Annotated in this window: 15 protein-coding genes and 1 pseudogene; 7 read left to right on the top strand and 9 right to left on the bottom strand. The window is 51.3% G+C overall.

Features of this window, described 5'->3' with window-relative positions:
- Positions 1-130: 130 nt before the first annotated feature.
- The 3 genes from E0E17_RS19460 to E0E17_RS19470 form a co-directional block, all read right to left on the bottom strand.
- On the bottom strand, positions 131-487 hold the full coding sequence (locus tag E0E17_RS19460) for a DUF1937 family protein (protein ID WP_130835822.1): 357 nt from the start codon (positions 485-487) through the stop codon (positions 131-133).
- 62 nt (positions 488-549) lie between these two features.
- Positions 550-1,800: an ethanolamine utilization protein EutH gene (eutH, locus tag E0E17_RS19465; protein WP_130835823.1), complete on the bottom strand. Its 1,251-nt coding sequence runs from the start codon at positions 1,798-1,800 to the stop codon at positions 550-552.
- A 15-nt stretch (positions 1,801-1,815) separates the two neighbouring features.
- On the bottom strand, positions 1,816-3,258 hold the full coding sequence (locus E0E17_RS19470; protein WP_130835824.1) for a glycerol kinase: 1,443 nt from the start codon (positions 3,256-3,258) through the stop codon (positions 1,816-1,818).
- A 337-nt stretch (positions 3,259-3,595) separates the two neighbouring features.
- On the opposite strand from E0E17_RS19470, the gene E0E17_RS19475 reads away from it, so the two are divergent.
- Positions 3,596-4,360, top strand: coding sequence for a DeoR/GlpR family DNA-binding transcription regulator (locus E0E17_RS19475; RefSeq protein ID WP_130835825.1), 765 nt, complete (start codon positions 3,596-3,598; stop codon positions 4,358-4,360).
- A gap of 534 nt (positions 4,361-4,894) precedes the next feature.
- Positions 4,895-5,681 (top strand): annotated as a pseudogene (locus E0E17_RS19480) (chromate transporter).
- 86 nt (positions 5,682-5,767) lie between these two features.
- Here E0E17_RS19480 and E0E17_RS19485 read toward each other — a convergent pair.
- On the bottom strand, positions 5,768-7,144 hold the full coding sequence (locus tag E0E17_RS19485) for an aldehyde dehydrogenase family protein (RefSeq protein ID WP_130835826.1): 1,377 nt from the start codon (positions 7,142-7,144) through the stop codon (positions 5,768-5,770).
- Positions 7,145-7,654: 510 nt separating this feature from the next.
- On the opposite strand from E0E17_RS19485, the gene E0E17_RS19490 reads away from it, so the two are divergent.
- The 4 genes from E0E17_RS19490 (at position 7,655) to budC (ending at position 13,239) form a co-directional block, all read left to right on the top strand.
- Positions 7,655-8,602, top strand: coding sequence for a RepB family plasmid replication initiator protein (locus E0E17_RS19490; RefSeq protein WP_130835827.1), 948 nt, complete (start codon positions 7,655-7,657; stop codon positions 8,600-8,602).
- A gap of 1,165 nt (positions 8,603-9,767) precedes the next feature.
- Complete coding sequence (locus E0E17_RS19495) at positions 9,768-10,967, top strand: AAA family ATPase (protein ID WP_130835828.1); 1,200 nt, start codon at positions 9,768-9,770, stop codon at positions 10,965-10,967.
- An 8-nt stretch (positions 10,968-10,975) separates the two neighbouring features.
- A complete protein-coding gene (locus tag E0E17_RS19500) occupies positions 10,976-11,938 on the top strand; it encodes a ParB family protein (RefSeq protein ID WP_130835829.1) in 963 nt (320 codons plus the stop codon).
- A gap of 536 nt (positions 11,939-12,474) precedes the next feature.
- The gene (budC, locus tag E0E17_RS19505) at positions 12,475-13,239 is read left to right on the top strand and encodes a meso-2,3-butanediol dehydrogenase (RefSeq protein ID WP_130835830.1); all 765 of its coding nucleotides are present in this window, start codon (positions 12,475-12,477) and stop codon (positions 13,237-13,239) included.
- A 72-nt stretch (positions 13,240-13,311) separates the two neighbouring features.
- On the opposite strand, the gene betA is transcribed toward budC, so the two are convergent.
- The 3 genes from betA to betI are packed head-to-tail and all read right to left on the bottom strand — an operon-like array spanning position 13,312 to position 17,093.
- On the bottom strand, positions 13,312-14,988 hold the full coding sequence (betA, locus tag E0E17_RS19510; RefSeq protein WP_130835831.1) for a choline dehydrogenase: 1,677 nt from the start codon (positions 14,986-14,988) through the stop codon (positions 13,312-13,314).
- A gap of 23 nt (positions 14,989-15,011) precedes the next feature.
- A complete protein-coding gene (gene betB, locus E0E17_RS19515) occupies positions 15,012-16,484 on the bottom strand; it encodes a betaine-aldehyde dehydrogenase (protein ID WP_130835832.1) in 1,473 nt (490 codons plus the stop codon).
- A 15-nt stretch (positions 16,485-16,499) separates the two neighbouring features.
- Complete coding sequence (betI, locus tag E0E17_RS19520) at positions 16,500-17,093, bottom strand: transcriptional regulator BetI (RefSeq protein WP_130835833.1); 594 nt, start codon at positions 17,091-17,093, stop codon at positions 16,500-16,502.
- 254 nt (positions 17,094-17,347) lie between these two features.
- Here betI and E0E17_RS19525 point away from each other — a divergent pair, with 254 nt between their 5' ends.
- Entirely contained in the window at positions 17,348-19,378 is a 2,031-nt protein-coding gene (locus E0E17_RS19525) for a choline transporter (RefSeq protein WP_130835834.1), read from the top strand.
- Between the two features lie 58 nt (positions 19,379-19,436).
- Here the strand turns inward: E0E17_RS19525 and E0E17_RS19530 are convergent, their stop codons facing one another.
- Positions 19,437-19,727, bottom strand: a complete 291-nt coding sequence (locus tag E0E17_RS19530) for an AzlD family protein (RefSeq protein WP_130835835.1) — start codon at positions 19,725-19,727, stop codon at positions 19,437-19,439.
- The gene (locus tag E0E17_RS19535; protein WP_237680849.1) at positions 19,727-20,440 is read right to left on the bottom strand and encodes an AzlC family ABC transporter permease; all 714 of its coding nucleotides are present in this window, start codon (positions 20,438-20,440) and stop codon (positions 19,727-19,729) included. Before E0E17_RS19535 ends, E0E17_RS19530 begins: the two co-directional genes overlap by 1 nt.
- Positions 20,441-20,451: the final 11 nt, after the last annotated feature.

Here is a 20,451-nt window from a genome sequence, read left to right on the forward strand (position 1 = left end):
ACAGAACGTGCCGTTCCAGGTTCGCATCAGAAGCAGCAAAAAGGGAGTATCAGTCAGGCGGGAAGAGAGAAAATGGCGGGGAGTGGCAGGAAAAAAATAAGGCCTGCTCTGGCAGGCCTTACAGTTACATTTAAGCGAACTCTTTTTCGACTTCGGACCAGAGACTGACGCGTTGATTGCGGTTTTTATAGAATTTAATCTCTCGCTGTATACCCGCGCTCTTGTCCCATCCGTCGATATCCAGGATGATCAGCTCATCCATCATCTCCAGAAAGAGCGCATCAACCGGTGCCCATACTTTACCAATATTTTCTCGGGCCGTTTTTTCGAACGCCAGATTGACTGGATGGGACATCGTCACCTGGCTGAAGACCGCATGTCCCGCTTCGATAATTTTTGCCGCGACCCGGTTACAGGCCATGAAACGTGCATGAACGATTTGTTCATCCGCATGGCTGTAAGGGCAAGCGAGAAAAATTTTACGCATTTAAATTCCCCTGGTGCTGCTTAGAAAAGCTATGTCCAGATGTGGACACAGCGAATAAACGTTTAATGGCTCGCCTGGACAGTAATTTTTTGCTCAGCCATTACGATATCGTTTTTTTCGTCATCACGGCGTTCCATACGCTGTGCTTCCGGAACAGAGATAAAAACAGCAATGGCGACGGCAATGGCACCTGCCGCGAACTTACCAACCATAATCGGCAGGACAAGCGTAGGCTGGAAGTTTGCCGTGAAGGCCAGGTGATCGCCCAGTGTCGCCTGCGCACAGATGCCGAAGGCCACACATAATACTTTGTCACGAGCGCGCATATCTTTAAACAGATGGAACACAGCAATGATATTAGCCAGCACCATCACCATGCCCAGCGCACCGGCATCGGTAAGTCGCAGCTGGCGACCAATAAACTTCATCGGACGCTGACAATATTTCTGGAACAAATAACAGACCGGGAAAGTCCCTGCGAGCATGATGCCAATGTAACCCGCGATTTCAATTGCCCGGTAAAGCTCTTTTTCATCAGCAAATAACGGATCGAAGACCCAGCCGCCAAACACTTTGGTAAACACGCCGGTGAAATGCTGGATAATACAGGCCGCCAGAACCAGTTTAATAAAGGCATCGATGGCTTTGCCGAACAGCAGGAAACCATTCACCATCAGGGTGGTACGGTATTTCAGTCCCAGCGCCAGTACAAAGCAGAAGGCGAATAATGGGGCGAGCATTTGCAGCGCGTGTAAAAAATCCACCTGCAGATAATGACTGGCAGGAGAAGAGGTCGAAATAATATCGCGTACCGGAATGTTATTCAGAGTAATAATCATCAGTGAAATCAGTACGCCAAAAGGAATACTGATCAGCCCTGCCATTGCCCCCAGCGCCAGATATTTATGGTCAGCGGGTTTCAGCATAATCAGGCCAACGGGTATCAGATAGACGATACTGGCACCTGAGGTGTAGCCAATCAGCATGGCCGTTATCCACTGGTCACGGTTTGCGGCAATCGCATCCGCGAGCTGATAACCGCCCATATCAACCGCAATAATAGAGAGCGCAGCGATAGAAACGTCAGACCCCATAGACTCAAACAGTGGGCCGATAGTATGAGTAATGGCATAAGAAATAATGGGAATAGCCGCCATAATACCCGCCTGAGCAAGAAACACCGGCCCGATAGAATGGATGCCATTAACAAATTCTTTTCCCAGACCGCTTTCAGGTTTTATTATCGAGGCCATGGCACCGAGAAGGGTGCCCGCCATAATAATATAAATGATGATATTTCCAATTTCAGACATACTTTCCTCTTTGAATTACTCGCTGCGCAAATGGTGAGACCGAGATATAATTTCTTTATATTTTTCGAAGTACGGTGATAGATTCTGCCGTCCAGGTTCGGTAATCGCGTGCTGATTTTTCACTTTTAGTGGATGAGTGATCCCCAGGCCTTTACGCGCCAGCATCGCCACCCCCTGAGCGGTAATTTCCCGGTTAGCTGGCGTCACAATGCGTTTCTGGATAAGCGTGGCAAGAAACTGTTTAAAATAGACGTTTGAAGATAAACCTCCATCAACAGAGATGGTATCGCCAACAGGACGGATCTTGTCCATCGCGGTAATGACCTCGGCAGAGCGCATCGCTATCCCCTCCAGAATGGACTGCAGCATATCTTTGCGTTCGGTCTCAAGAGAAAGCCCTGCCCACAAACCGGCTGCTGAACGGTCCCAGTAGGGACAGCCGAGACCAGAAAGCGCGGGCACAAAAGCCAGTCCGCGGGCAATGGCCGGTTCCTCTGAAAAGTCGGAGAACTCGTCTAAATCGTTATAAAGACCGATTTTTCCTGCCCAGTTAATGGCGGAAGCGGCGTTATAAACACCACCATCCAGACCATATAACGGCTTCTCGTCGGGGAATTTCCAGCACAGCGTGGGCAACAGACCAGAGCCTTCAGCATCAGGCACCGCATTACCGGTTACAGATTGCAAAAAGGCGCCTGTACCAAAGGTAATTTTCATCTGTCCGGGTTCAAGACAGCCGTGTCCGTAAGTACCGGCAAACTGGTCGACAATGCAGGCTGTCAGAGGAGTTGTATTGCCTTCATAGCGCACGTCACCGAAATGAGCAGTGTTATGGCGAACGTCCGGTAGCGCCTCGACAGGCACACCAAACAGGCGGCATAACTCCTCATCCCACTGCAGCGTATGAATATTGAATAAAGAGGTGCGGGAAGCTGAATTGTAATCTGTAACGTGCGTGCCACAGAGGTGGAACATGAAAAACGCATCCATCGTGCCCAGCCGGAGCTGACCACGACGGGCAAGCTCACGGGCGCCAGACACGTTACGCATAATCCAGCCCAGTTTGCTGGCAGAAAAGTAAGCATCCAGCGGCAGCCCGGTTTTCGCGCGCACCAGCGCTTCCGCGCCCTCAGCGCGCAACTGACGAATTATCTTTTCAGTTCGCTGATCCTGCCAGATAATGGCGTTGTAAAGGGGCTGGCCACTTTGTGCATCCCACGCCACAACACTTTCCCCCTGATGGGCAAGACCGATGGCATCCACAACGCCGCAATGACTCAGGCAAGAGCGAATATTGCGCAGGATCTCCATGGGATCATGTTCCACCCAGCCGGGATTTGGCGTCAGCTGCTTGTGTGCAATCGCAACAGGCGAAAAATGTTTTCCATCTTCATTGAAAACCACAACACGTGTTCCGGTCGTTCCCTGGTCAATGGCTGCGTAACGCTGGTTTAGCATAAACCCCTCAATCTTTTTTGTGGCTTGCATGTTGTCATGATTATATTGCCAACGCTTTATTACCACATAAACACACCAAATCAACACAAATAACACATTACGCCGTTTAAGTGTGATGCGCCTCATACTTTTTACTTATGACTGTGTGGTTATGATGTGGTAAATACGTGATAATAACGGCACGGAAGGGGTTGACACGGACTGCCTGGCCACAAAAGGACGCTCAGATGTGGGATTCCCCACAAGGGATCACGCGCGGGCAATTGACAGTAGCGGACGTGTCGCAGATAGTCCCACCTGGAAACGAGCATAACGCGCTTATAAAGCAGGTAAGAAGATGGATTACTCAAACGCTTCGGAAAGAAGAAACATCATCCTTGAACATCTGAAAGCTAACGGCCAGGTTTTTGTTAACGAGCTGGCTGAAGAGTTTAACGTATCGCAGGAAACCATACGGCGTGATCTTAATAAGCTGGAAGAGCTCAGGCATATCAAAAAGATTCATGGCGGTGCAGTCAGCGCCCAGTTCGGCTTTGAACTTGAATTTAATCAGCGGGCCAGACTGGCAGAAGACGAGAAAAAAGCCATTGCTTTAAAAGCGGCAGAGCTCATTAAACCCGGAGATTCACTCTTCATTGACTTCGGCACCACTACGCTGGAGTTTGCCAGACAAATAGCCTCAGTCACGCAACTGACCGTCATGACCAATTCCCCGGTCATTGCCAACCTCTTTCATGAAAATGCCACAACAAACCTTATTCTTATCGGAGGCCAGTTTGGCATGTCAAAAATGGAGTGTATCGGGCCCGTGACATTGCAGGGGATCAGTGCGTTTTATGCCGACTATGCGGTTATCGGCGCCGGCGCGGTCAGTCCTGAAGCCGGTATTATGGATCAGGATCTGAATGAAGCGGCGATAGCCCGTCAGATGATAAAACAAAGTAACAAAACGATCGTGCTGGCTGACGGGCATAAGCTGAATAACCGCGCGACATCACTGGTTGCGGAATGGAATGATATTTCCTGGCTGGTAACCACCGACCCTGACAATAAATTAAAACATCTCCGATTTCCCGAAACGCTGAACATCATTGTTGCCTGACGTAGCAGCTAAGATGCCTGGCTGGCAGCAGAATGCCATAAGGAATGATTAGCCGCGCGATCGGCAACGCTGTTCAGAGGGTTTCATATTCATCCTGACCCGCTGCTCACTCTGTCAGCGGGTTCTAGCCCTACTGAACCTCGGCCAGCCTGTGTTCCCGTGGCGCTGACAGTGATGATCTTTCGTTAAGAAGGGCTTGCCTGCATTGCTCACCGGTAATAATCATTCCCGCTTCCGGCACTCTACCCCATGCCCACAGTAGTGAAGGACAAGCTTTCTTTCCGCCGGTACGACGTGAAAAACCACATAGTTTACGAAAATGCAGACTGTACGGTGTCATCCTGACAACCGGCCAGACCTGAACGAGGGTTACAGATCCTGAAACCAGAAATGATACCTGAGTAGCCTGTACGCTGTCTGACGACTTGTTAATTTCTTACGAAATGAGGTCCGGTAATCATGTGTAAAACAGGAGCACACGCTCTGACTTAGGCTGGAACAAAGCCATCTCCGGTTCCCTTACGGCAAGCCTTTCTGTTCAGACTGACGCTGGGATTTATCAGCTTTGGCGGACCTGACGGGCAGATTGCCATTATGCATCAGGAACTGGTTGAAAATCGCCGCTGGATATCCGAGCAGCGTTTCCTGCATGCGTTGAACTTCTGCATGGTGCTGCCGCTGTCATTGACGACCATACGCCACTGCCGTCTCATGCCCGGTTCAGCTGGAAGCGTATGGGAAAAGTGATTGCCGTCGGCGTATTGTTGTGGGGTTTCCCCATGGTTGCGCTGACGTCGCTGCTGGGGTTGGAACATCTGGTGACGCAGATGAGCGGTTTCTTTACTAAAGCGGCGTTGCTGACCTTTGGTGGCGCCTATGCGGTCCTCCCGTACGTGTATCAGAGAGCCGTGACGCATTACGGCTGGCTTACGTCAGGGCAAATAATGGATGGGCTGGCGCCTGGTGAATCCACCCCCGGCCCTCTGATTATGGTGGTCACTTTTGCAGGCTTTGTGGGTGGCTATACGAAAGCCGTATTCGGAGCGGATAGTCTGTTTATGGGCGGCGTGGTTGCTGCCTGCCTGGTGACGTGGTTACTTTTCTGCCTTCATTCATTTTTATCCTGGCTGGCGCTCCTTTTATCGAAACCACGCATAGTAAAATGGTTTTCTCAGCCCCGCTAACGGCCATTACTGCCGCTGTAGTGGGAGTTATGCTTAACCTGGCGCTTTTTCGCTATAACTGGAAAGTGACACCTATTATCGCCGCTACTGCCATTGCAGGTCTCGTCATACATCTGACGGGGTTGAGTGAGGTATAACACAGGTATGGCTGACAGGATGTCAGCCATATTGCCTCCTGGCTACGCCTGGTTGCGCAAACGAACAAACAGGGCTGAAAACAGGATTAACGACGGTTTTTCCACACGGTCTGGATGTTACAAAACTCATGCACACCAAAATGAGACAGCTCCCGTCCGTAGCCGCTCTTTTTCACGCCGCCGATGGTGACGCGCGGATCGGATGCGCCGTAACCGTTAATAAATACACCGCCGGTTTCCAGCCGGGCCGCCATCTCGTCGGCCAGTGCCATATCCGCTGTCCAGAGTGTCGCGCTGAGGCCAAACTCACTGTTATTTGCCAGCTGGAGGGCATGCTCAGCATCACGTGCTACCGTCAGTGCAGCTACCGGGCCAAACAGTTCTTCTCTGAATGCGGTCATATTTTCGCTGACATCAGCCAGGATGGTTGGCGCATAGTAATTACCCTTACCAGCCAGTTTTTCTCCACCGATCACCAGACGTGCGCCCTCCTGCAGACTTTTTTTCACCTGGTTATCGAGTTCATCTCGTAAATCGAAGCGTGCCATGGGGCCGATATAATTGGTTTCATCCAGCGGATCGCCAATACGCAGCGCTTTTACTGCCGCCACAAAGCGCGTTTCGAATTCTGCAGCAACAGGCGCTTCGAGAATAAAGCGCTTCGCGGCCATACAGACCTGGCCACTATTCTGGAAACGTCCTGCTACGGCAGCCTTTACAGCTTCATCAAGATCAGCATCTGCCAGTACGATAAAAGGATCCGCACCACCCAGTTCCAGCACGGTTTTCTTCAATGCTGCGCCTGCCTGAGCAGCAATAGCGGCTCCGGCGCGTACGCTGCCAGTGACAGCAACGGCGGCAATGCGCGGATCGTTAATTGCTGCTGAGACCCCATTGTTGTCGACATTAATGATGTCGAAAGCCCCTTCAGGCAAATCGGTTGCTGCAAACAGATCGCGTAGCAGATAAGCGCAGCCCATAACGTTTGGCGCGTGTTTTAACAGATAAGCATTGCCAGCCAGCAGAATACTTACCGCGCCGCGTAGCACCTGCCAGAATGGAAAGTTCCAGGGCATTACTGCAAGCACAACGCCAAGAGGTCGAAATTCCTGCCATGCCTGCTGATTTTCAACCTGCGTTGCCTGTGGGGCCAGTATCCCTGCGCCCTGAGAAACATACCAGTCACATAAATCTGCACACTTCGTAATTTCCCCTCTCGCCTGAGCAATGGGTTTGCCCATCTCCAGGGTAATCATGTGTGCAAGCTCATCCCGGCGCTGACGCAGCTGATCCCCAAGCTGGCTCAGTACCTGCAAACGTTGGTTCAGCCCGGTGTTGCGCCACAGGCTAAAACCGCGGGCGCTGTGATTCAGCGCCTGTTCAAGCTCAGTGGTGCTTTGCATCATATAACGCGCAAGGATTTCACCATTGGTGGGATTTCGTGAAATGGCATAATCAGTCATGACATTTTTTCTCAGTAAAAATGAACAGACTCAACCTTACACAACCGAGTTAATGATGAATAATGAATAATCTTGAGGAAGTTAATTACAAAAAATGAATGATAATATCCTGCCTGTGGTAAACAGGCTGAAAGAGTTGCTACTGCGTATCGTTTTATTTGTATGACAGGACAGATGTTTTTCAGAATGCAGCAGAAGTGCTGGTGATGGTGGAGATGTGAACTGACTGTAAAGTGTCAGAGAGGTTTTAAGTTATCCACATATACAGTGATTAGATCCCAATAAATGATCCAACAGAGATCTTTAAAAGATCCAAAGAGATCCCCGATCGCTGTAAGCCGCGCCGCACAAGGGCTGAGAGGGTGTTGATGTTCACTGTAATCAGTAAAGTGTTCACTGTAATCAGTACTTTATTCACTATACACTGTAGAATGTTCACTGTAATCAGTGATAATGTTCACTATAGTCAGTAGGCGATCCTTTTCATCCACAGAAAGAAGATCTCGCAGCATGGCCAATAAAGAGAACGATAACAAAGGGTTACTTGAGCCTTTTCTGGTAGTTACAAAAAACAGCGGTGAAGTTATCCAGCTTCAGCCTAATAAAAATAATACCGTACAGCCGGTCGCCTTAATGCGTCTTGGCCTGTTTGTCCCTACCCTGAAATCGACGGCGCGTGGAAAATCGGGCGCTATGGCCTCCACTGACGCCACAAAAGAGTTGAAAAACCTTTCGCTGGTTAAAGCTGAGGGATACGAGAAGATTACCATTACCGGTGCCAGGCTGGATATGGACAACGATTTTAAAACCTGGGCCGGGATCATTCAGTCTTTCGCGAAATACCCTTCCAAAGCGGACACGGTGACTCTGCCGTTTATCGATTTTGTGAAGATGTGTGGTATTCCCTCTGCTAACTCCTCGGCAGCGCTGCGTAAACGGCTGGATGCCTCTTTGCGCCGTATCGCCACCAATACGCTCTCCTTCGAGGGGAACGGAAAGGCATACCATACTCATCTGGTGCAGTCAGCTTATTACGATCGTGAGAAGGACGTTGTCAGGATCCAGGCAGACCCGAAGCTGTTTGAGCTGTATAATTTTGATCATAAAGTTTTACTCCAGTTGCGTGCTATCTCTCGTCTGAAGCGTAAAGAGTCAGCACAGGCGCTCTATACCTTTCTGGAAAGCCTGCCCACTAATCCGGCACCTATCTCTCTCGCGCGTCTCCGTATGCGTCTGAATCTCGGCTCGAAAACAACGACACAGAACCACGTGGTACGCCGCGCCATGGAGCAGCTGAAAGAGATAGGCTATCTCGACTACTCGGAAATAAAACGTGGGCGTTCAGTTTTCTTTCTTATTCACAGCCGTACGCCCAAGCTGGACGGTATTGGGAATCTGGAAAGTATTGATGACCTTAACGAGCTCGATTTTGAGGAGCCCACACAAGATTCACTGTAATCAGTAGCAGGCTAATGGAAACCGGTGTGATACGAGAGTGACTGGGATTCACTGTAATCAGTAAACCGCTAGCGTTCACTGTATTCAGTAACGTTCACTGTAATCAGTAATGACGACGGATAGGCCCTGTCCCCGCTCTGTTCTGGCAGGCAGGATTAATATAAAGTTCTGGCTGTTTTTAGAATATAAGCTTATATTTCAATCTGTTGGTTAATCATTCCCGAATGCTCTCTGTTCGCGCGCAATGTTCTCCTGCTTCCTTTCTTCGCTGCGTTACTGACTCCAGTGAATGTTCGGTTCGCACTCTGTCAGGACGCTTGGGCTCTCTTTAGCCGCACGTGATCGGGAGAATCCCGTCATCTCTCTGATATTCCGGTTTAAGCCAGTGCGAAAGGGCATGAGACGCTCGCTGTACTCGGTAAGAATCCTTGCTCTGCCCCTCCCCTTTTACTGATTACAGTGAACGTTACTGAATACAGTGAACGTTGGCATTCTGACGAACAATCGAGGCTTGCCGCCAGGGTTACTGATTACAGTGAACGTTTTTAACGGGTTTCACTTACTGATTCCAGTGAATGATTTCAGGAATGCGAGGTCTGTTCCAGACCCAGTGGCTGGCTGATACTGAATACAGTGAATCTTACAAGACAAATCCTGCCTTCTGCGGTGTCGTTCATCCGATTCATCCTGTACAGACAAGGCCTGGACTGACTCGCAACGACAGATAAACGGCAATGGGATCATGCCATGCGTTACTGACGCATAGCCGGGCAGCACTGAATACAGTGAACATCACTGATTACAGTGAATACCGGTGTTAGCGCTCTTGTGCTGATTACAGTGAATCATCTTCAGCGGAGTACAGGTGAAAATAAAAAACACCCAATCACTGATTACAGTGAACGCTGAAAAATCTGGCAAGAGTGAGTTCATTCCGGGTTGAACTCTGACCCCCGTACCTGCTGCGCCAGGAATTTACTGATTACAGTGAATGTGCGCCAGGGCATCTCAGATCCTTTGCTCAACCCGTACGGTCACCATCCTCAAGGTATCCCCCCTGCTCTGGCGGCGTACGTGCAGCGGAATCACGCGACTGGTTTTAATAAGTTGCCATACATGAAGGATTTATGTATAAAGACGAAAATCCTGCATACATGGAGTAACTATGGCTACTGATGAGAGACAAGTTCTTAAAGTTGCGCAGCGTTCTGAGAAAATGTTATTCAGCCTGACGGAACAGATCCAGGCGCAGAAAGAAGAGCTGAAAGAAAACACCTATTATCAGATCTACGCCAAAGCGGCGGTAGCCAAACTGCCTAAACTGACCCGCGCCAGCGTCGATTATGCGGTTAATGAAATGGAAGAAAGTGGCTACGTCTTTGATAAAAGACCTGCGGGCACCTCCACTAAGTACGCCATGTCAATTCAGAATATTATTGATATTTATCATCATCGTGGCGTACCAAAATATCGCGATCGTCATCCGGAAGCTTACACCCTGTTTGTCGGTAACCTGAAAGGTGGCGTTTCAAAAACGGTTTCAACCGTGTCGCTGGCACATGCTTTACGTGCTCATCCTCATCTCCTGTATGAAGATTTACGTATTCTGGTGATCGATCTGGACCCGCAGTCTTCCGCGACCATGTTTCTTAATCATCAACGGTCGGTAGGGCTGGTGGAAGCCACGGCGGCTCAGGCGATGCTGCAAAATGTGACGCGTGAGGAGCTGAAGGAGGAGTTTATCGTGCCTTCTATCGTGCCGGGCGTCGATGTGCTGCCCGCCTCCATTGATGATGCTTTTATTGCCTCTCGTTGGGATGAGCTTTGTGCTGAACATCTGCCCGGACAGAATGTGCATAGCGTACTGTATGAAAATGTCATCGCAAAACTTAAAGATGATTATGACTTTATCTTTATCGACAGTGGGCCGCATCTCGATGCTTTCCTGAAGAATGCGATTGCCGCCTCCGATTTATTAATGACCCCGGTGCCGCCAGCGCAGGTCGATTTCCATTCAACGCTGAAATATCTCACACGTCTGCCTGAGCTTATTGCCATTATCGAAGAATCTGGTGCCGTCTGTCGTGTACAGGGCAACATCGGCTTTATGTCCAAGCTCTCGAATAAGGCAGACCACAAACTGTGTCATAGTCTGGCAAAAGAGATTTTCGGCGGCGATATGCTGGATGTCGCCCTGCCCCGGCTCGATGGATTTGAACGTTGTGGCGAATCCTTTGACACCGTAATCTCTGCCAACCCGGCAACTTATGTGGGAAGCAGCGAAGCGCTGAAAAACGCACGCGTTGCGGCAGAAGATTTTGCAAAAGCAGTCTTTGATCGTATTGAATTTATCCGGCTGAATTGAGGTTTCTGATGAGCGCTAAAAGAATAACGATTGGCCGAACTTTCAGCCAGACGCCGATACAAACAGAAAGCACCACAAATGCACCAACCCAAATTTTCACCCTGGCGACCGGCAAGCGTGCGCTGTTTCGCTTCGAGCACATTGCAGCTAAAGACGTCGGTAATAACACCTTTGTACGGATAGAAACTAATGGCCGCGATCAGTCAGGGCTTACCCCCGAATCGCTGAAGGACATCACCCGGACTCTCAGACTCCAGCAGTTTTTCCCGGCCATTGGAGTCAGACAGGGCGAGCAAATTGAAATTCTTGATGGCTCACGTCGCCGCGCTGCCGCACTTTTATGTAAAACTGGCCTTGATGTGCTGGTTACCGATTCAGCCATCACGCCAGAAGAAGCACGTAAACTGGCACAGGATATTCAGACCGCGCGCGAACATAATCTGCGTGAAGTGGGTTTGCACCTGCAGACGTTAAAAACCTCAGGGTTATCGCAGAAAGAGATCGCGGAAAGCCAGGGGTTATCACAAGCGAAAGTGACGCGTGCCTTACAGGCGGCTACAGTACCCGCCGAACTGGTAGCGCTTTTCCCGGTGCCCTCTGAACTGACTTATCCCGACTATAAAACGTTGCTGATAGCCCATGAGAAACTGCAGGAAAAAGGCGAAACGCCAGCGGCGCTTGTCAGTGCGCTTTCTTCCGAAGTAGAGGTTATTTGCGCCCAGGAAGGTCTTGCTGCAGATGAGTGCAAAAATCGCATCCTACGCTTGATCAAAAATACCAGTGCAGCCATGGCGCCAGCCAAAGAAAAAGTGGTGACAAAACCGCTCTGGAGCTTTAGCGACAAAGACCGTTTTGCACGTAAGAAAAGCCGTGGACGCATGTTCAGCTACGAATTTAATCGTCAGTCGAAAGAACTTCAGCAGGAACTTGATCGGGTCATTGAAGAGACGTTACGTAAATACCTTTCCTGAACACAGAGGCTGCCAACGGCAGCCTTTCTCTTTAGCTTCGCCATGCTGTTTTCATCACTAAGTGATTGTTTTATTGATAATGTGCGTCAGAATTTCAGCCTGAAATCGCCGGATTTCAGCAGACAGGATAACCACAGCTTTAACGCCTCTTTCTGCTGCTCGGCTCTGTTTTCATGGCGACTGACAAAGCCTGGCCTTCTTTCCGTTCTGATTTTTGATCATTATCAGGCATTTTCGAACCTTCATGAAATGCCAGAAAAGCGGGGGTGTTCGCCAGTGCGATTTCATTATTAACTGTTTGAATTTATTGTTATTTAAACTTAAATTTCAGCCTGAAATCGCCGGGTTTCGCCCCGAGTCATCGGGTGATTAAAACCCGCTCCCGAGATAAAGAAGTCGCAGTATTGTTTGACGCGATACCGCTGTTGCTCCTGATTAAGAGTGATCAAACTTGCAGAGTATGAGTCTGTTACCAGGGTTAATAAGGTGCTGTTGATTCAGCGAATAGCAGGCAGATGATACCAACAGGAGGTTAAATGGCTCGTTTTCAGGATAAAGTGGTAGTGATAACCGGTGCAGGTTCCGGCATTGGCGCAGGTACAGCACTGCGCTTTGCTCACGAAGGCGCGCAGGTAGTACTGGCAGGACGTACCCGGGAAAAGCTGGAGAACACCGCAGCGCAGCTGGCGCCGGGTAACCACCTTATCGCGCCCTGTGATGTTTCCGTGCCTGAAGAAGTTGAAGCACTGGCGCAGCAGGTTCTCGGAGAATATGGTCGGGTGGATGTTCTGGTTAATAATGCCGGGATTGTCGTTCAGGGACGTATTCATGAGGTCAGGCTGGATGAGTGGCAGACATTAATGAATACCGATCTCAACGGGGTATTTTATTGTCTGCATTACTTTATGCCTGCCCTGCTGAAAAGCAAAGGGAACGTAATCAATATCTCATCCGTGTCCGGCCTGGGCGGCGACTGGGGAATGAGCGCTTATAACGCCGCAAAAGGCGCGATTACTAATTTTACACGGGCGCTGGCTATGGATTATGCGGCTGATGGTGTGCGGGTAAATGCCGTATGTCCCGGCTTTACCTTTACCGATATGACAGAAGATATGAAACAGGATGAGGCGCTGTTGAATAAATTTTATGAGCGTATCCCGCTGGGGCGGGCTGGCGAGCCGGAAGATCTGGCAGCGGCTATCGCGTTCCTGGCTAGTGATGATGCGCGCTATATTACCGGCGTTAATCTGCCGGTAGATGGCGGGATTACCGCCTCAAACGGGCAGCCAAAGCAGGCCTGATGCCAGGTGACATGTCAGGATAAAAAAAGCCGGAGATGATGATCTCCGGCTTTTTTATTCACTTCATCATCTTTAGCGAAGCGGAGGCTGACGGACTGGCGCCTCGCCAGCCACATAATAGGGCGCTGTACTGACGGGCAATGGCTGACGTCCACGGATCACATCAGCAAGTTTTTCACCCATCATAATAGTGGTCGCATTCAGGTTACCCGTGATGATCAGCGGCATAATTGACGCATCTACTACACGCAGTCCTTCCAGTCCATGTACGCGACCTTGCGCATCCACCACGGCCATGTCATCGTAACCCATTTTGCAGCTACCGCAGGGGTGATAAGCGGTTTCTGCATGATTACGCACAAACTCGTCAAGCTGCTCATCGCTCTGACAATCAAGGCCCGGGCTGATCTCACGGCCACGATATTTGTCCAGAGCGGGCTGATTCATGATCTCACGCGTAATACGAATTGCATCGCGGAACTCCTGCCAGTCCTGCTCGCAGGACATGTAATTAAACAGGATGCTCGGATGAGCATGAGGATCGCGTGATTTCAGCTGTACACGACCGCGGCTGGGAGAGCGCATAGAGCCTACATGGCACTGGAAGCCATGCGCCTCAACGGCATTAGAACCGTTATAATTAATCGCTACCGGCAAAAAGTGGTACTGAATATTTGGCCATGCAAACTCTTTGCGGCTGCGGATAAAACCGCCCGCCTCAAAGTGGTTGCTGGCTCCCGTACCTGTGCCTTTAAATAACCACTCGGCACCAATTTTCGGCTGGTTCCACCACTTCAGTGCCGGAAACAGCGAAACCGGTTCTTTGCACTCATACTGCAGGTACATTTCCAGATGATCCTGCAAGTTTTCTCCTACGCCCGGCAGGTCATGCACAAGCGGAATCCCGTGCTGTTTCAGTAAACTGGCAGGGCCCACACCGGAGCGCTGCAGAATTTGCGGCGAAGCGATGGCACCGGCGCAAAGCAATACTTCGCGGCGTGCGGTGGCGGTTTCTCGCTGGTTAGTGTTGCCACGCAGATATTCCACGCCAGTGGCCCGCCGGTTATCAAACAGGATACGATCGGTAACGGCATGGGTGACGATGGTCAGATTCGGACGCCCTTTTGCCATATCAAGGTAACCACGCGCGGTGCTTGAGCGGCGGCCATCGGGAGTCACGGTCCGGTCCATGGGACCAAAGCCTTCCTGCTGGTAACCATTCAAATCTTCGGTCCGGGGATAACCAGCCTGTACACCCGCTTCTACCATGGCGGCAAATAACGGGTTATTGTCGGCTTTTGGCGTTGCCACACAGACCGGGCCTGAATCACCGTGATAATCGTTGGCGCCGATATCACGGGTTTCTGCCTTACGGTAATAAGGCAGACAGTTCAGGTAACTCCAGTTTTCCATACCGGATTGCGCCGCCCAGTTATCCAGATCCATCGCGTTGCCACGGATATAGCACATGCCATTAATCAGTGATGATCCGCCCAGACCTTTTCCGCGTCCGCACTCCATGCGGCGGTTATTCATAAAGGGTTCAGGTTCGGTTTCATAAGCCCAGTTATAACGCTTCCCCTGCAGAGGGTAAGCGAGCGCGGCAGGCATCTGGGTACGAAAATCGAAGCGATAATCAGGTCCGCCCGCTTCCAGCAGCAATACCGTGGTATCGCTCTCTTCTGTAAGTCGGGCGGCCAGTACGTTCCCTGCGGATCCTGCTCCGATAATGATGTAATCAAATTCCATATCGTTCTCCTCAGGAAATATCATTAAAACAGTGACTGAAAGGGAGCCATTTCGACCTGAATCGATTTGAGCTGCGTATAGTTCTGCAGCGTTACCAGACCGTTTTCACGTCCGACGCCTGAATGCTTGTAACCGCCAACCGGCATCTCTGCAGGCGACTCGCCCCAGGTATTGATCCAGCAGATACCGGCTTCAATCTGATGAATCACGCAATGGGCGCGATTCAGATCGCGGGTCACAACCCCGGCGGCCAGTCCATATTCAGTGTCATTAGCCCGGCGAATGACTTCCTCTTCGGTTTCCCAGCTGAGGATGGACATCACGGGACCGAAAATCTCTTCACGGACAATCGTCATCTCATCGCGACAGTCAGTGAAGACCGTAGGTGCTACCCAGGCACCCGCATCAAACTGTTCGCCGGTCAGACGATCGCCGCCGCACAGTACGCGCGCGCCTTCCTGTTTGCCTGATGCGATATAGCGCAACACATTGTCACGATGGCTGAAGCTCACCAGGGGGCCAAAATTGGTAGCAGGATCGTGCGGGTCGCCAGCGCGGATACGTGCGACGCGCGCAACAATTTTTTCTTCAAACGCGGTTTTTAACGCGGCGGGAACAAAGACCCGTGTTCCGTTGGTGCACACCTGGCCGGAACTGTAAAAATTCGCCATCATGGCGATATCGGCGGCCAGATCGAGATCGGCATCATCAAAAATAATCAGCGGAGATTTACCGCCCAGCTCCATGGTGACATCTTTCAGCGTGGAGCCTGCGGCATTCGCCATAACTTTTTTCCCGCTTGCCACGCCACCGGTAAACGAGACTTTATCGATAGCCGGATGAGTCGTCAGCAACTGGCCTGTCACCGGGCCTCTGCCGGGCAATACGTTAAAGACGCCCGCAGGCAGGCCCGCCTCGCTATAAATTTCGGCCAGCTTCAGCGCCGTCAGCGGGGTGACTTCGCTGGGTTTAAAAATCATTGCATTACCGGCTGCCAGAGCTGGTGCGGATTTCCATAAGGCTATCTGGATGGGATAGTTCCAGGCACCAATGCCGGCAACCACACCCAGAGGCTCGCGGCGGGTATATACAAAAGCAGTCTCGCGTAGCGGGATCTGCTGTCCTTCCAGAGCCGGGATCAGCCCGGCATAATATTCCAGTACATCGGCACCGGTCACAACGTCCACGCTGGATGTTTCGCTGAAAGGTTTACCCGTATCAAGCGTTTCCAGTTCTGCCAGTTCGTCGTTACGATCACGTAAAATATCGACCGCGCGCCGTAAAATGCGTGAGCGCTGCATGGCGGTCATAGCGGCCCAGATTTTCTGACCTTTCTTCGCGGCGGCAACGGCACGTTCAACATCTTCTGCGCCCGCTTCATGCACTTTTGCCAGCACTTCACCACTGGCGGGGTTGATGGTTTCAAATGTCTCTCCGCTCTGAGCGGGCACATAACCCCCGTCGATATACAGCATTTGCTCTGCGAATCGGGACATGATTTCTCCTCGTCTTTATTCTTTCACGCCAGTCAGGTGCTGACGGATAAAATGGGTTGTGAGCGTTTTCGCCCGCTCCAGGTTGAAAGGCTCGCCGCTCAGCGCGGCACGCAGCCACAGCCCGTCAATCAGTGCCGCCAGACCATAAGCGGCAAGACGCGCACGTTCCCGTGGCAGCTCGCGGCGAAACTCGACAGTCAGTGTCGAGAGCAGGCGTGCGCTACTGACGCGTTGCAGTCGATGTAGCGCTGGCTGATGCATACTGCTTGACCAGAAGTCGAGCCAGGCTTTCATCGCCGCGCTGTGAACCTGCGTTTCATCAAAGTTGCCTTCCACAATAGCCCGCAGGCGTGCTTCCGTGCCGGCATCGCTCAGGGCATCCAGCCTGCCTGTTACGGCCCGACGTAACTGGGTTGTGACATCCCGCATAGTTGCTTCCAGCAGGCCGTTCTTGTCCCTGAAGTAGTGGCTGATAATGCCGGTAGAGACCCCGGCACGTCGGGCAATTTGCGCGATAGTCGCGTCGTTCAGGCCTACCTCGTTTATTGTGCTCAGGGTTGCGTCGATCAGCTGTCGACGGCGTATCGGTTGCATACCAACCTTAGGCATCGCCCCATCTCCTTAACTCGATCCTTGTCAGATATTAGAACTTTTTTTGATTGGACGTTCAATATAAAACAGAAAATTGTTAACATAATGCGCTGCAAAGGTTACTTAACAGACTATAAATAAGAGGGAATTCATTGATTGGTAATTGAATCAGGAAGTTAATAATAATGATGATATGCGCCAGCGCGGGCGAACAGGGAGGCTCTACCCCAGCCAGACGCATGTATGTGTAGATTGCTTACCAGAGGTAATAGATGATCCATCCACCTGCAAGCGAAAAGGACAAAATCAATCCTGTGGTGTTTTATGTCTCCGCCGGGCTGATTTTGTTATTTTCACTGTCGACCATTTTGTTTAGTGATTTGTCCGCTGCCTGGATCCTGCGGGCAGTAAACTGGGTTTCCGCCACCTTTGGCTGGTATTACATGCTGGCCGCGACCCTTTATATCGTTTTTGTCATTTTTATGGCCACTTCACGGTTTGGTTCCATCAAACTGGGGCCTGAACAGTCCAAGCCGGAATTTAGTGTGCTGAGCTGGGCGGCTATGCTGTTTGCCGCAGGCATCGGTATTGATCTGATGTTCTTCTCGGTAGCGGAGCCGGTTACACAATATATGCAGCCGCCGGAAGGGGCAGGGCAGACCATTGAAGCTGCAAGACAGGCGATGGTCTGGACGCTGTTCCACTATGGCCTGACCGGCTGGTCGATGTATGCCCTGATGGGGATCGCGCTGGGGTACTTCAGCTACCGTTATAATCTGCCGCTGACTATCCGCTCGGCGCTCTATCCCATTTTCGGCAATCGTATCAACGGCCCCATTGGTCATAGCGTAGATATTGCCGCTGTTATCGGCACCATCTTCGGTATCGCCACGACCCTGGGCATCGGCGTTGTACAGTTAAACTACGGTCTGAATGTCCTGTTTGATATTCCGGACAGCATGGGTGCCAAAGCCGCTCTGATTGTGCTCTCAGTCATTATCGCCACCATTTCGGTGACCTCCGGGGTGGATAAGGGGATTCGTTTTCTCTCCGAGCTTAACGTCATTCTGGCTCTGGGGCTGATTCTGTTTATATTGTTCTGCGGCAATACAGAATTCCTGCTGAATGCGCTGGTGCTCAACGTGGGTGATTACATCAATCGCTTTATGGGTATGACGCTGAATACCTTCGCTTTTGATCGCCCAACCGAATGGATGAATAGCTGGACGTTGTTCTTCTGGGCTTGGTGGGTCGCCTGGGCACCTTTTGTTGGCCTGTTCCTGGCGCGTATTTCTCGTGGCCGTACTATTCGCGAGTTTGTGCTGGGTACGCTGATTATTCCTTTTACCTTTACCCTACTCTGGCTTTCAGTGTTTGGTAACGCGGCGTTGTATGAGATTACTCATGGCAACACGGCGTTCGCCCAGGAAGCGCTGACGCACGCCGAGCGAGGCTTCTACAACCTGCTGGCACAGTATCCTGCCTTTAAGCTGAGCGCCTCGGTGGCCACCATTACCGGTCTGCTGTTTTATGTGACCTCAGCAGATTCCGGCGCCCTGGTACTGGGGAATTTCACCTCCCGACTGAAGGATATCAACAGCGACGCGCCAAACTGGTTGCGTATCTTCTGGTCCGTGGTGATCGGCGTACTGACCCTGGGCATGCTGATGGCGAACGGTATTTCCGCCCTGCAAAACGCCACGGTCATTATGGGACTGCCGTTTAGCTTTGTGATCTTCTTTGTCATGGCAGGTTTGTATAAATCGCTAAAAGTTGAAGATTACCGTCGTGTCAGCGCTAACCGTGATACCGCACCTTATCCGGTTGTGGGCCAGGATCGCCTCAGCTGGAAGAAGCGTCTGTCGCGTCTGATGAATTATCCCGGTTCGCGCTACACCAAAACCATGATGGAGAGCGTTTGTTTCCCGGCCATGGAAGAAGTGGCGAAAGAGCTGGAGCTGCGTGGCGCGAAAGTGGACTTGCAAAGCCTGCCGCCAGCAGAAGGCGAGGCACTGGGACATCTGGCGCTGTTGGTCCATCTGGGCGAAGAGCAGAACTTTGTCTATCAAATCTGGCCTCAGGAGTATTCCGTTCCGGGCTTTACCTATCGGGCACGTAGCGGGAAATCGACATATTACCGCCTGGAAACCTTCCTGCTGGAAGGCAGCCAGGGTAATGACCTGATGGACTACAGCAAAGAACAGGTGATTATCGATATTCTCGATCAGTATGAGCGTCACCTGAACTTTATCCATTTGCACCGTGAAGCGCCTGGGAACAACGTTACCTTCCCTCACGTGTAACGCTGTCAGATAATAAAAAAAGCGGGCCTGGCCCGCTTTTCTTTTATCTGACAGACGATCACAGTAACGTGCGCAGCAGGCCAGTAGCAATGACGCTGATGGCCACCACCGGCAGCAGCGAAAAACGCATGGCTGCCAGCAAAGAGATCATCAGGCCAAGAAGATCGGCGGGCTGGGTGGTAGCAAAATGCGGCGCGATCACCGTAATTAAAATACAGCCCGGGGCGGCTTCCATTACCGCTTTGGTACGTGGACCCAGCGGTCGTTCGCGCAGCAACAGATAGCCGGCAATGCGCATAAAATAGGTGGTCGCCGCCATCAGCACAATTGTCAGTAACGTGAGATTCATCAGGCTTTCCGATACATTAACAGGATAGTGATCAGGCCAGAAAGCGCGCCCACCGGGACATAAACTGCACCCGGACAGAGCCGGTAAGTGATAACAGCGCAAATCAGGCTGACCAGCCAGGGCAGAGCAGCACGAAAACCTTTCCACATGCCTCTGAGCAGAACAAAAAAGACCGCGGGAAAGGCCATATCAAATCCCCAGCGGGTAATATCGCCCAGTACCGGACCGATCAATACGCCAATACCGGTTGAAAATACCCATGAGAGCCAGAGCGAGACGGCCACGCCGCTGTAAAAACCAAAGCTCAACGCCGGCGACATACCTTTTGCCCGACGGCTGGCCGCATCCGCCATACCCAGGGCCCAGCACTCATCACACATAAAAAAAAGCGCAGGCAGCGCGCGACGCGCGGGCAGATGAGCGAGATAGGGGGCCAGCGCGGCACCCATTAACAGATGACGGCTGTTTACCAGCATACTCACCAGCACAATGGTCAGCACATGAGGCGGCGAGCTCCAGAGCGCAATGGCCGCAAATTCCGACCCGCCCGCAAAGTTCATACCGGTCATCATCATCAGCGAGGCTGCCGTGAATCCTTTTTGCGCTGCCTGGGTGCCAAGCAACAGGCCAAAGGGTATAAAGCCGATCATGACAGGTATGGCGGTCAGTACGCCGCGTCTGATTTCGGCGAATACTGGATGTTCATTTGACACGAGTGATCCTG

This window comes from [Erwinia] mediterraneensis, assembly GCF_900604315.1.
Classification (GTDB): domain Bacteria; phylum Pseudomonadota; class Gammaproteobacteria; order Enterobacterales; family Enterobacteriaceae; genus Pantoea; species Pantoea mediterraneensis_A.